Here is a 13501-nt window from a genome sequence, read left to right as displayed (position 1 = left end):
CCTCTGATGCTGCCGATAAAGCAGCTTCTGATGCGGTGAAGCAAGCCTCTGATGCTGCCGATAAAGCAGCTTCTGATGCGGTGGAAGAAACTTCGGATGTTGCGGAGTACAAAGGAATTATTTTAGAGAATCAACAGGCTTTATTTCAAGGTTATGATTTAGATAAGCTTTTGCATAAGATACAAGGGGTGCTTGAGCATAACAATTTGAAAAATGTTAATAAGCAGTTTCACCGGCTTTTTGATAAAAAAGATTCTGTTGTTTATACTTGTTCCCTTGAAAAGTCCGCTTTGGATGAAAAGTCTCAGAATGTGAAAAGAGACATAGAGCAAAAGCATAGTGAGGCTAATCAGAGTGCAGATGATACGCTTTCTTCTTCTAAAGTTTTGTATAAAGAGGGTTATGATTTTATTCGTTCTGCCAACTATGTTGAAGCTGAAAAAAACTTCTGTACTTTTCAAAGTCGTTACAAAAAAGATTCTTTGAGTGATGATGCTTTGTTTTGGTTGGCAGAATCTTTATTGGGACAAAAGCGCTATCATGAAGCGGCACAAGTTTATCTTACTGCATGGTATGCAGATAAAAAGAAACTCTATACTTCTGAAATTTTGCTAAAATTAGCAAGAAGTATGGTTGCTCTTGAGGTGAATAAAGAGGAGTGTGCTCTTTTTGCAAAAAAATCAGGACATCATCAAGTGTTAGAGTCTGTATTTTGTAAATCTGCAAAATAAGCAGCGAGGTCGTTTTTGGTGTGCGTTGGACTGGCAAGAAATCTCTTTAAAACATCGGATTTTATTCAGTGTCAAAAGGTGATTCTTGCCGTCTCAGGGGGGAGCGATTCTTTAGCTTTGATGTTTTTGGTCAAAGAGTATTTGGAAAATCTCCTTGCTCCTCCGGAAATGATTGCGGTAACTGTTGATCATCAATTGCGTAGAGAATCGGCATGTGAAGCAGAAACTGTTGCGGAAATTTGTCGTACTCATCAAATTAAACATATCACTGTGCGGTGGGAAGGCGAAAAACCAAAGACGCATATTGCTTCTAGTGCTCGTGTCGCACGCTATGATCTCTTGGTTAAAGAGGCACAAAAACAAGGTACATCACTTATTATGACAGGGCATACGCTCAATGATCAGGTTGAAACCTATCAAATGCGGTATCAACGTTGCCAAAAAAATAGAGGTGCTTTGCACTGTGCTGCTGATGGTATGCGTAATAAGGATCTTGTAGGCAGTTTTGTTGGCGTTTTGCACAGGGAAATTGAAGGCACCCGTGATAAGGGGCTTGTCGAAGGAACGAAAAAAAATATTGACGAAAAAAGCTATGGAGCTTTCTATGAACGTGGTTTATCCTGTATTCCACGTGAGGCAGTGTTGCATGGAAAAGTGCGCTTGATTCGGCCACTCCTTGGTGTAAAACGTCAAACATTACGGACCTATTTACGCTTGAAAGGAAAAACATGGATTGAGGATCCAACCAATGAAAATTATAATTTTGAACGCGTGCGTGTGCGTCATTCTCTTCATCCCGAAAAGCTGGCTGATATTGCTAAAAAAATAAATGAAGCTGCATTGCAACGTCGTCAACAAGCGCAAAATAGTGCCAATTTGATTTTAGCTCTGAATATTACTGTGCAACATGGACATTGTTTTATCGTAAAGCCTGCGCCATTCTTACAGAAACATGCCAATTTTCCTTTCGTTGTAGGGCTCTTTGCGGTGCTGATGGGAGGAGGACTTTATTTGCTCCCTAATCAGAAATTAAGCATGCTTGTTCAAAAACTCTGTCTCCATTCTCCAGAAAAAAGACGCTTTACTTATGCGGGCTCTGTTATTGAATATAATAAAGGGGGAATTGCTTTGTGGCGTGAAGGACGAAATATGAGAGAGGCTATCGTTGAACCTGAAAAAACTTTTATATGGGATGGACGCTATCAGATTACAAATCATGGATCTGAAGCTATAAAAGTTGGAGCTGCAAATTTAAAACAGCTGAAATCTTTATTAAAAAATAACCATTTTGATCTTAAAAAACTTCATTTTCCCTCTTTACAATCACTGCTTATGATCTCAAATAACAAAGGATGTGATATTCCAGAGTTGATTTCTCAAGCAGTTGTTCATAAAAATATTACCATAAAGAGGATTATGGCACCTTTCAATTGGATGTTCTCACAGGAAGATGCGGCGCTGGTGAATGTTGTAGAACCTTTTTTTAACATTGAAGTAAAAATATAAAGAAAAATTACTCTAAAAGAGAATAAACAGCTTCTCATCCCTTGGCAAGGGGCTAACAAGGTTATATGTTAAAGGAAACTGTGTAATCTATATTTGATTAAGTGGGCTGAATATGAATTCTAATTACCGCTCTCTCCTTATTTGGGGAGTTATCGCTTTGATTTTGATTGTGTCATTTTCTCTCTTTAATGGAGATAGTCAACATTCTGGGGGCGGAGAGGTCTCCTATTCTGAATTTTTGCAAAAAGTTGAGAATAATGAAGTGAAGGCGGTGACTATTCAAGGTCAAAAGTTAACAGGACAGACCATTGAACATAGAGCTATTTCAACCTATGCTCCACGAGATCCAGATTTGATACAAAAATTGGAAAGCAAAAACGTCAATGTTAAAGCTATTCCTGAAAATTCTGGAAATAGTATCTTCCTTAATCTTCTCTTTTCCTTGTTGCCTGTTATTATTATTGTGGGAGCGTGGGTCTTTTTTATGCGGCAAATGCAAAATGGATCACGTGGGGCCATGGGATTTGGAAAATCAAAAGCAAGATTGCTTAATGAAGCACAAGGACGTGTTACCTTTAAAGATGTTGCCGGGGTGGAAGAAGCAAAGCAAGACCTGCAAGAAATTGTTGAATTTTTGCGTGAGCCACAAAAATTTCAACGTTTAGGAGGGCGTATTCCACGCGGTGTTTTGCTCGTTGGTCCTCCAGGAACTGGTAAAACTTTACTAGCACGCTCTGTGGCAGGTGAAGCTAATGTACCATTCTTCACTATTTCAGGATCTGATTTTGTTGAAATGTTCGTAGGTGTTGGCGCAAGTCGGGTTCGTGATATGTTCGAACAGGCTAAAAAAAATGCGCCTTGTATTATCTTTATCGATGAAATCGATGCTGTTGGTCGCCATCGCGGTGCTGGATTAGGTGGTGGAAACGATGAACGCGAGCAGACCTTAAATCAGTTGCTTGTCGAAATGGATGGGTTTGAACCAAATGAAAGTATTATTCTTATTGCTGCAACAAACCGTCCCGATGTTCTTGATCCCGCTTTATTGAGACCAGGACGTTTTGATCGGCAAGTTGTGGTGCCAAATCCTGATGTTTCTGGGCGTGAACAAATCTTGAAAGTGCATGTGCGTAATGTGCCTTTAGCGCCTAACGTTGATCTGAAAATTTTGGCAAGGGGAACTCCAGGGTTTTCTGGGGCAGATCTGATGAATCTGGTCAATGAAGCGGCTCTTATGGCTGCCAGCCGTAATAAGAGAGTCGTGACAATGCAAGAATTCGAAGATGCAAAAGATAAGGTGATGATGGGGGCTGAACGTCGCTCAACCGCTATGACACAAGAAGAAAAAGAGCTCACCGCCTATCATGAGGCAGGACATGCTATTGTAGCGCTCAATGTCCCTGTTGCTGATCCTGTCCACAAAGCAACTATCGTGCCAAGGGGAAGGGCATTGGGAATGGTGATGCAATTGCCTGAAGGAGATCGCTATTCTATGAGTTATCGCTGGATGATTTCTCGTTTGGCAATTATGATGGGGGGACGGGTGGCTGAAGAATTGAAGTTTGGAAAAGAAAATATCACATCTGGGGCTTCTTCAGATATTGAACAAGCAACCAAATTAGCTCGTGCAATGATCACACGATGGGGATTTTCCGATCTACTGGGAAATGTGGCTTATGGCGATAACCAAGATGAAGTCTTTTTAGGGCATTCTGTAGCAAGAACACAAAATATCTCTGAAGAAACTGCCCGTATGATTGATATGGAAGTGCGTAAGCTTATTGATGATGCCTATAAAAGTGCGACAAACATTTTGAAAACAAAAAAACAAGAATGGTTTGCTTTAGCACAAGGCTTGTTAGAATATGAGACTTTAACGGGAGCTGAAATTGACGAAGTCATTGCAGGAAAACCTCCTTCACGCACACAGAGAGATGATAGTGCTGCGCTACGGGGATCCTCTGTTCCAAAAACTGGAATAGTAAAGGCAGAAATAGAAGGTAAAGATGAAAAAAACGCTGAAACAGAATCTGAAATAGAGCCTAAAACAGAGATCAATAAACGTGAGAAAAGCACTGCACAGGGAGATGTTGAGGAAAAAACAGAAAAATCCAGTGATGGTGAGCCTAAGGGAGGACAGTCTAAAAAAGCGAAAGCTGATGAGGATGAGAAAAAAGCGCAAAGCACAAAAAATAAAACAAAGTCAGTAAACAGTTCTAAAAGTAAAAGCAGTGCTGAAAAAAAATCAGATATTGTGGAACATGATAAAGAAAAATAAAAGTCTTTATAATAACGCTTGAGTGACTATGTTTGGGAGATAGTTCTCAGAAAGAATTCTTTGAAAAAGGCGCAAGCAAAGCTTGCGCCTTTAATGTAATATTGGAAAAAATATGAAAAAAAGCAAAAAATTAAGCAAAGACGTTTATATTATGAAGGATTTAACAGAGTACAACGTGTGGTTGTCTTGATAATGTCCTGAGGGGTGAGTTTATCCTTTGGTTGTTGTGTGAGGGAATTCGTTGTGGGAAGCATGTCTGGGAGATTATTGCTTTATGTGTGAGATGTAGAAGCATAATTTCTTGAGAAGAATGAGAGGTGTGTTCTAGATGGTGAATAGAGTGAGGGGCTTTAATTATTTAAAAAGATGAAGGTTTTATCAATAATCCCATTATATATGCAGAGAGCAAATTATCGTATCAAGAGGGCTGTGAGATTTTTAAAAAAAAGCCAAGGAAAGAGGGATATATTAAAGGAAAGAGGTATGGTGCAAAAATATTTTGGTACAGATGGAATTCGGGGAAAAGCCAATTCATTTCCCATGACACCTGACTTTGCCATGAAGGTGGGGATGGCTGTAGGGGTTTTATTCCGATCACAACATCAATCACATCGTGTGGTGATTGGTAAGGATACACGATTGTCTGGTTATATGTTGGAAAACGCTTTGGTTTCAGGATTAACTGCTGCCGGGATGGAAGTTTTTTTATTGGGACCTGTGCCAACACCTGCTGTTGCAATGCTTTGCCGCTCTTTACGCGCGGATCTTGGGGTGATGATTTCTGCTTCTCATAATCCTTTCTATGATAATGGAATTAAACTTTTTGGTCCGGATGGTTTTAAACTTTCAGATGATATGGAAGAAAAAATTGAACAATTAATCGATACAGACCTTTCAAAATCTTTAGCAAGTTCTGCCGAAATTGGTTACGCAAAACGGGTTGAGGGGGATATTTATCGTTATATTGAATATGCCAAAAGAACTTTGCCGCGTGATGTGCGTTTAGATTCTTTGCGTATTGTTGTGGATTGTGCCAATGGAGCCGCTTATAAAGCTGCTCCACGTGCTTTATGGGAATTGGGGGCTGAGGTTTTTGCCATTCATGATGAGCCCAATGGTATAAATATTAATCAAAAATGTGGATCAACCGATTTAAGCTCTTTAAAACGAAAAGTGCACGAAGTGCGTGCTGATGTAGGAATTGCTCTCGATGGAGATGGAGATCGTGTCCTTATTGTTGATGAAAAAGCACAAACAATTGATGGAGATCAGTTAATTGCGGTGATTGCTGAAAATTGGCATAAAATGGGACGGTTACGGTGCAATGGTGTTGTAACAACGATTATGTCAAATCTTGGATTGGAGCGTTTCTTGAACGGTAAAGGGTTACATCTTGTAAGAACAAATGTTGGAGATCGTTATGTTGTCGATGCTATGCGTCAAAAGGGATATAATGTTGGTGGTGAGGCTTCTGGGCATATTGTGCTCAGTGATTTTGGTACAACGGGTGATGGGCTGGTGGCTGCGTTGCAGATTTTAGCATGTATGAAGGAAAACCAAACCTCTATGAGCCAATTGTGTAAACGGTTTGAACCTGTCCCGCAAATTTTAAAAAATGTAAGGGTTAAAAATAAAAATGTATTGAAAAAAAATCCAGTCAAAATAGCAATTGATCAAGCAAAGCAACAGTTGGGAAAAGAAGCACGATTGGTGATACGTGCCTCTGGAACTGAGCCGGTTATCCGCTTTATGGCTGAAGGTGATACACGTGAAGTGTTGGAGACGGTCGTAACAGAGTTGATGGATGTTGTTACCCATCATGATACACGAGTGAGTGCTTGAGCTTTAAGGAATCTTGAGTCTTTTGCGGAAAGCTATCTAGCATTGACACAAGATTTTTAATAGGTGGTATGAGCTGTTTTTGCAAGCGTGTTGGTGAGCCGTGTAATGGTGAAAGGTGAGGCGCGGGAAGGTTTTCAAGATATTTTGAGAAAAGCTATTTTTGAGAGGGGATGCTCTTGAGGGGAATTTGGAAAAGTTGCTGGTTGAGGAGAGGGACAAAAGGGGATTTTCTTAGCAGGGTGTTTTGGTAAAAAAATAGGGGTGGATGGTTTGTTTTTCTGGAACAAAGGAAAAGGCCTCTCTCTCTACATGGTGGCTGGGTGTAGGGGAAACGAAAAATTTGGGATGCCTGTGCCCGTGTAGGAGGTGATGTCAAGTTATTACCTATCATGATAGGCCTGTGGGCGTTTGTGCTTTGAGAGAATGTTAAGGTATTGGGATTGCCTTAGCGTTCTTTATGATAATGTATCGACAAATTCAGACCAAAGTAGCTTTAAATAGTAAGCTAAAAAGGCAATATGCTATTATAAATCCGTGAAAAAAGCAATAAAAGAGGCATGATGCTCTTATAGACAAATATAATCTTTTATAGACGGTCATGTTTATCTTAGCTTGTGAATTTATGAGAAAGGGTTCTTAAGACACTTTAGAGGCATTTTAATCGTTCGTTTAAAAACTTGTTAAATATCGCTTCCATTTTTTTAAATGCTCTATCTCACTGGTGGTCTTACGTTTTCTTTGGGCATCATTGTACGATATATACCTATAGCAAGGTTGCACATTTTACCTGTATTGCTAAAATGAGTGACCTGAGCAGTTTTATAATTTGCTTTGTATGAATGGTTTGTTCTTTTCTGCTAATATCATTAGGAAAATCCAAAAATTTTTCTACATACGCTAACATTGGATTATTAAAGTTTGTTTCAAATTTTGCTATGAAGAAAATTCTCTTTATAAAGAACTATATAGTATCACGTTTCCGACAGAATTTTTAAAATCTCTAAGTTCAATTTTGAAGCCATTAAATATAAGTTTCGGCATAGTTTGAGCGCTTTGCCATAAATTAGCAAAACGTTCACAAAAAAATAAGCACTATGTGATAATATTTTAAAATATTAAATTCTGGGGAATTGCTTGGCAATATTATTAAATGATTATTAAACGCCTCCAAAATCGACTCTTGTCATAGGGTGTGTTACAGTGCTTGCTATGCACCTTTTTGAATTTTCTACCGATTCTTTTGCTTTTGCTAATTTCTGGGGATATTTTAAGTTTTTATAATTTTTATGCCCATATTCTTCGTCAAGTTTATCGTATTGTTCTAAACTCTCTACGCTTGTATATCTTGATATACTGATATTGAAAAAAAGCTATAAATATTACGACGAGCGTTGTGGATAAACATTTTATTACTTGAACCTTGATTTTGATAACTTAAAGCTCTACAATTAACTCGCGGCGGGTATATCAATATGTGTTATTTTTATTGATAATGTGTTGTAAGTCGCCTCTAATAACATTGTTTTGTGCTTGTGTGGATGGGATCTAAAGAGGCTGAAGTATAATTTAAAATCTCTCTAGCATTTGCGGTTTTTTTATTCTCTGGAGGGAAGATTTTATGACATCATAAAATACAAAGAAGGCGCTACAACCAATAAAAAACGAATTTTACCAAAAGTATGTAAAAGGTATTCTTAACAAGCTGACCCGTATTTTGAAGGAGGTGGTTATTAAAGCGGCCAGGCAAGAAGGCAGTAAATATGGTTAGTTATGGGGGATCTCTTATTGAGAGTCGGTAATAGATTATTATGTTGCTTATTTCGTGTTGTTTGGCAAGGGGAGCTTGATAAAGGATTGCCTTTGCAAGAACAAGGAAAAATGGAAAAGTGATTAAGATGATAGGGCGTGTGGCAAGTGCTTCTTTGTTTTATGATAACGAAAAACAAATTAAGATTGTTCCAAAGTGCTGGGGAAAAAAACTGGGAAAACAAAAGGGTGTTTTCTCCCTCAAGGGAAAGAAAACACCGTAGGGGAAATTAGGATGACAGTGTTATATATTTTAATTTGAAAAGCGGTCTTTTTTATCTTTTTTCCATAACAAATATGTTATAAGTCCGAGAAGTGGGACACTCAATTTCGCAAAAGGAAGATGGTGACTTAGGACTGCAAGGCTGGAAATCGTTGCGTCCGTCAGCAATTTGTGACGCTGTTCTTCTGTCTTTTTTTGTTGGTCATAGCGCTGATAAGCCTTAAGTAAACGGCTAATAATCAAACCTAACCCTGCAAGAAAAAGCCAAATTAAAAACATGATACTTGCGGCAAAAAGCGGTTTCATAACAGAGCATAATGCAATAAAACCAATGGTACATAAAAAAAGCAAAGACATAAAGAATGAAATGCCAATAATACCACAGCAAATTGCTTGAAGGCGTACTTGCTTGACAGTGCTTTTAAGCCCTCCACCGACAAGATGGTTTAAAAGAGGAGCGATAAACTTATGCATTGCTTAACGACGCAGTAATTGAGAAAGAATAAAACCAGCGCCTGCTGCAATCAAAACGCTTTTACCAGGATTTTTACGAACGCATTGATGCATGGTTTGTTCAAGCTCACTGATTGTGTCTTTTGCTTGATACATAATGTCTTCACCACTTTCTTTTGCTGAGTGATACAATTTTTCTGCTTTGTTTTTGGCAGTATTGAGTTTGTTGCTACCAAGATTTGTTAGTGTTGAGGTAATCTCTGAAATTTCATTGCGTAACGTTTCTAATTGTCCTTGTAAGTCTTTTTCTGAGGCTGTTTTATTGTGCTGCGTTGTTTTATTATTGGCCATGATGTTCTTTTCCTCTCTTGATCCATTTGTATTATATGGATATTGGGTGTTCATAGTGATCATTTGCATTGGAGTGAAAATTTTCACTGCTTGGGTAACGCCAAAAGTTTTTTTTGGTTCCATTCATTCTGTTCAGTTTAAAATTGTTTTTGTAAAATAAATCGCGCTTATTAAAATAGGCACTCATCCTTCAAGGATTCTATCTGTTAAAAATTTTCTTATACCTTTAAAGAAATTCAGCATAATTCTTCAGCTTATAGTGGTGAAGTTTTTTTATAAAAAACTTTTCTAAGAGGTATATTAGAATTTATTTTTTTAGACTTGTGATACGTAAAAAAAAACAGAGGTGTTGCGACTTTCACAGCAGAAGTAATGTTATTTTTATGTTTTTGCAGCTGAGAAGAGAAAATAATATTTCTGCTCTTTTCTCTATATGGCATTGATCTTGTTGATAAATATGTATTTGAGGTCTAAACGAAAACCTTCATGATATTTTTGAGCAGTTTAAAATATCGTGATAGTCCTTTTTAAAAAATTTATAGCATATTTTTAATGTGGGATATGAATACTTTGGGGCTCTGGTTGAAGAGATATGAAGATCACTTTATTTTAAGTGTTTCATGACACCTTTGCTGCTTATATTATGATGTTTTTGTCGTTCATCAAAAAATATTTTGTTGGATTTAAAAGAGCTGCTGAAATGAAATAAGCTGTCGATATTGGGAATGCAACAGGAATGATGATGAAGCATTTTTATAAGTCATGTATGGTAAGTAGAAATAGAATACGTTATTCTTATAAAGCAGAATATTATATGGGATATTGCTTGCGGGTTTATTATTTTGCCAAATTTATGTAATAAATTAATTGAGTAAGATAAACTTGTTGAATCGTTAGAGAAAAAATTTCTCGAATGATTTCTTTAGAATAAGGGAGTGCTTGAAGAATAAAACTATACTTGATTTATCAAGCTTTCTTTCTTAAAAAAATGCAAAAGTGATGTTAAAAGGCACGTGGCATTGTGGAATAGTGATGCTATGCAGGTGACTATCCAGCTGTAAAAAAGATAAGACCACAAGAGTGTGAGACAGAAATGGAATCTGAAACAGTATCTTTAGAGAATATATCTGCTGTCGTGTCAGCGCATGATTTTTCTCCTTTTTCTATGTTTATGGCTGCTGATTGGGTGGTGAAAGCTGTTATCGTTCTTTTGTTGCTTGCTTCTCTTATGTCTTGGACAATTGCTTTTGTGAAAATTATTGAAATCACTTTGGCAAAACGAAGAGTACGTTATGAACTCCAATTGGTGCTTAATGCGCAGACCCTTCCACGTTTGGCAGCTAGCTTGAAGGAAAGCAAAGGAGCCGGTGTGCTTTTTCTCAAGGAGGTCCTTAAAGAAGTGTATCTTTCTACACAACAGGTTCATTTTGCTCCTCCTGAAGAGATAAGTGAGAGAACTAGTCCAAGAACAAGTGCACAAACACTTGAAGATATTCTCTTTTATGAAAAGAGCCATCAATATGGAGATGTTTATGCTCGTGATGTTCATGAAGGTTTAAAAGAAAGGGTTCATTCGCTTTTGTCGCGCTGCTTGCTGGCTGCTACACGCCGTGTTGCATGTGGAAGCGCTGTTCTTGCAACCGTTGGTGCTATTGCTCCCTTTGTTGGCCTTTTTGCAACCGTTTGGGGAATTATGAATTCTTTTATTGGAATTGCTCAATCTCAAACAACGCGACTCGATGTGGTGGCTCCTGGAATTGCCGAAGCCTTATTCGCAACGGCTATTGGGCTTTTCGTGGCTATTCCTGCTGTGGTTATGTATAATAGCCTTATGCGTGCTTTGAATGGTTATCGCAGTGATTTAGGTGATATCGCTGCTGCTCTTGAAAGACTCTTGAGCCGGGAACTTGATAGAAAAAAACAACAGAAAAGTCATAAAAAATGAAAGCAAGCTTTAATTATGAGTGCGATACAGATGAAAGTGGGCTGCAAAGCGAAATAAATGTGACCCCTTTTATTGATGTTGTATTGGTGTTGCTTATCGTTTTTATGGTTGCTGCACCTTTGGCAACATCTGTCATTCCCGTTCAACTACCTTCTATAACGCAAGCATCTTCAGTGGTTCAGGCTGATGAGCCTCTTTATGTGACTTTACAAAAAGATCGTTCTCTTTACATCGGTGATCATCTGGTAGAGCAAGGCGCCTTGAGAGAAGCTTTGTTGAGAGAAACTAAGAAAAATTTAGAGACAAAAATTTTAATCAAAGCAGATAGCGAAATTGATTATGGTGCTATCGTAGATTTATTAAATCAAATACGCATGGCTGGATATAGTAAAATTGGGCTTGTAGGGTTGCAAAATTCTACCAATCTGGCCTCAAAAGGTATGGTAGATCATAAAACAGCAGGTGAGACAGAGGATGCTGTAAATGGAGCGGAGAATATTGTGAATCGTGAGGCGAGCATGACAACGAGCACTGCGGTAAGTCCGAACATTTCTACGATGGAAACTGTTTCCGACCAGTGATAACAGGATTGTACAGCTTTGTGGAAGGAAACTAAGTCTATTTATCCAAGTTATATAGCGAAATTGATTAGGCGACTATCGTAGTTTTATTCAATTAAATATACGCATGGCTGGATAGAGTAAAATTGGTCTTGTCGGATTGAAAAATTCTACCAACCTTTCCTCAAAAGGTGTGGTGGATCATAAAACAGCAGGTGGGATGATTGTTTGTAGATGAGGAAAGTTGGCACCATCATACTCTTTCTGTCTTTATTAGCCCAAATGTTTTGAAAGCATTCCTATACGTATCCATAAGGAGCGTTTTTGTCTTTTCTTTCCTTTTTACCTAGACGCTTAGCTGTGCTTGTAATTTGCAAGAGATATGGAAACGTTTGCAAAGGCCATGGTTTTGATTATTTTAATATAAATAGATTCAAAATAAGAGAAACTTATAATATTGGGGTTTCTCATTAAAGTGAGAAGATAATGAATTATTATTATAAATCAATATAATGTAGAGATTGTGTACATTATAACGATATGTGAGTTCTCCATGATTAGCCAATATTGTTGTTAGCGGGTAATGGGGAAGTATCCGGTGATAACAAAGTTTTATATAAGGCAAAGAATAATGGTGTATTTGAAAGCTATTGTATAGGGTGGCTAAGTGATGAGTGCAAACATTAACTTGAATAACGGATGACTGTTTGCGCAATGCGCATTCCTCGTGGGGTGGAAAAGTCTTCTTGACCACAATTGATGAGAGGATCTTTAACTTTACTGCGGTAATCACACTCAATCGTTTCGGGGGCATGGAGTACTGTGCTTGAAGGGTAAGCCAGAGCGTGGACGTATTGGTGTTTCAAAAGTCTAAGTGATCAATGAAACATAAGAGCGGTTGGAATAAAAACACTGCCTGAAATGCAAAGATGAGTATTTCTTCTTTTCCAATGGCTTCGCGTAGATCAAGATCAGGAAAGCTAACTGGCTGTTGTCCAGTAAAGCTATTTGCGCTTCTGTTTCGTAAAGTCAGCTGTCGCCTCAAGAGGCAGTTTCTTTGTCCTAGGACGTTGAATTGATAAAGTCACGAGGTTTGTGAGGAATGGGAGGAAATAGGATTTTTTGTTTAAAGGCGCATTGAATGAAAAATTTCTGAGAGTAAACACATGTTGCTATTGCGCTTTAAAAGTTACAGGTGACTTAAGCAAAAAAAGTTGTAATAATCAGCGCGTGTTGCTTTAAGAGTAGTGATTTTTTCAGTGCTTTTTAATTGTGTCCTGTTGAACCAAAACCTCCTGTTCCACGGCTTGCCATATGGTTTTGAAGGTTTTCTGTTTGTTCTGATTCAATGGCACAAACATTGACTTGAATAACAGGTGAGATGATTGTTTGTGCAATGCGCATTCCCCGTCGGATGGAAAAGTCTTCTTGACCACAATTGATGAGAAGAACTTTAATTTCACCGCGGTAATCACTATCAATTGTTCCGGGGGTGTTGAGGCATGTAATGCCGTGTTTTAAAGCTAGACCAGAGCGTGGACGTATTTGTGCTTCATAACCTGGTGATAAGTGAAAAATGAGACCTGTTGGAATAAGGGCACGTTGTCCAGGTGCAAGGATGAGCGTTTCCTCTTCTCCAATGGCTGCACGTAGATCAAGACCAGCAGAACCAGCTGTTGCGTAATGAGGAAGCTCTAAACCTTGTCCGTGTGCAAGACGCTGAACTGATAACGTTACTGAGGATGAAGGTTGAGAAGAATGGTTGTTTAAAGGTACGGTGGTCTCAGTGTGCGACATGATTAAGGT

Annotated in this window: 11 protein-coding genes; 7 read left to right on the top strand and 4 right to left on the bottom strand. The window is 38.2% G+C overall.

Annotated features, from left to right (window positions below):
- From MCY_RS08820 to MCY_RS09585, 5 genes are all read left to right on the top strand, one after another.
- A partial coding sequence (locus MCY_RS08820) for a tol-pal system YbgF family protein (RefSeq protein ID WP_007346404.1) occupies positions 1-731 on the top strand: 731 nt, incomplete at its 5' end.
- A gap of 18 nt (positions 732-749) precedes the next feature.
- Positions 750-2237 (top strand): tRNA lysidine(34) synthetase TilS, encoded by a 1488-nt coding sequence (gene tilS / locus MCY_RS00475; protein WP_007346403.1) that lies wholly within the window; start codon positions 750-752, stop codon positions 2235-2237.
- A 112-nt stretch (positions 2238-2349) separates the two neighbouring features.
- Positions 2350-4515: an ATP-dependent zinc metalloprotease FtsH gene (gene ftsH, locus MCY_RS00470; protein ID WP_007346402.1), complete on the top strand. Its 2166-nt coding sequence runs from the start codon at positions 2350-2352 to the stop codon at positions 4513-4515.
- A gap of 483 nt (positions 4516-4998) precedes the next feature.
- Positions 4999-6357, top strand: coding sequence for a phosphoglucosamine mutase (gene glmM, locus MCY_RS00465; RefSeq protein ID WP_007346401.1), 1359 nt, complete (start codon positions 4999-5001; stop codon positions 6355-6357).
- Positions 6358-8243: 1886 nt separating this feature from the next.
- A complete protein-coding gene (locus MCY_RS09585; RefSeq protein WP_155887029.1) occupies positions 8244-8387 on the top strand; it encodes a hypothetical protein in 144 nt (47 codons plus the stop codon).
- A gap of 29 nt (positions 8388-8416) precedes the next feature.
- Here MCY_RS09585 and MCY_RS00460 read toward each other — a convergent pair whose 3' ends face one another.
- Positions 8417-8860, bottom strand: coding sequence for a hypothetical protein (locus MCY_RS00460; protein WP_007346399.1), 444 nt, complete (start codon positions 8858-8860; stop codon positions 8417-8419).
- Positions 8861-8863: 3 nt separating this feature from the next.
- On the bottom strand, positions 8864-9190 hold the full coding sequence (locus MCY_RS00455; protein ID WP_007346398.1) for an ElaB/YgaM/YqjD family protein: 327 nt from the start codon (positions 9188-9190) through the stop codon (positions 8864-8866).
- Between the two features lie 1093 nt (positions 9191-10283).
- On the opposite strand from MCY_RS00455, the gene MCY_RS00450 reads away from it, so the two are divergent.
- Both MCY_RS00450 and MCY_RS00445 read left to right on the top strand, forming a co-directional pair.
- Positions 10284-11135 carry a MotA/TolQ/ExbB proton channel family protein gene (locus tag MCY_RS00450; RefSeq protein ID WP_007346397.1) on the top strand — a complete coding sequence of 284 codons (852 nt, stop codon included), beginning with the start codon at positions 10284-10286 and terminating at the stop codon, positions 11133-11135.
- Positions 11132-11716 (top strand): biopolymer transporter ExbD, encoded by a 585-nt coding sequence (locus tag MCY_RS00445; protein WP_007346396.1) that lies wholly within the window; start codon positions 11132-11134, stop codon positions 11714-11716. The genes MCY_RS00450 and MCY_RS00445 overlap by 4 nt, the downstream gene beginning before the upstream one ends.
- Before the next feature lie 662 nt (positions 11717-12378).
- On the opposite strand, the gene MCY_RS09755 is transcribed toward MCY_RS00445, so the two are convergent.
- Both MCY_RS09755 and dut read right to left on the bottom strand, forming a co-directional pair.
- Positions 12379-12561, bottom strand: a complete 183-nt coding sequence (locus tag MCY_RS09755; RefSeq protein WP_155887030.1) for a dCTP deaminase/dUTPase family protein — start codon at positions 12559-12561, stop codon at positions 12379-12381.
- Between the two features lie 400 nt (positions 12562-12961).
- Positions 12962-13492: a dUTP diphosphatase gene (dut, locus tag MCY_RS00440; protein ID WP_007346395.1), complete on the bottom strand. Its 531-nt coding sequence runs from the start codon at positions 13490-13492 to the stop codon at positions 12962-12964.
- Positions 13493-13501 lie beyond the last annotated feature (9 nt).

It is taken from the genome of Bartonella rattimassiliensis 15908, assembly GCF_000278215.1.
Lineage (GTDB): Bacteria > Pseudomonadota > Alphaproteobacteria > Rhizobiales > Rhizobiaceae > Bartonella > Bartonella rattimassiliensis.
The sequence above is the reverse complement of the archived record's forward strand: the minus strand, read 5'-3'. Positions and strand labels throughout refer to the sequence as shown.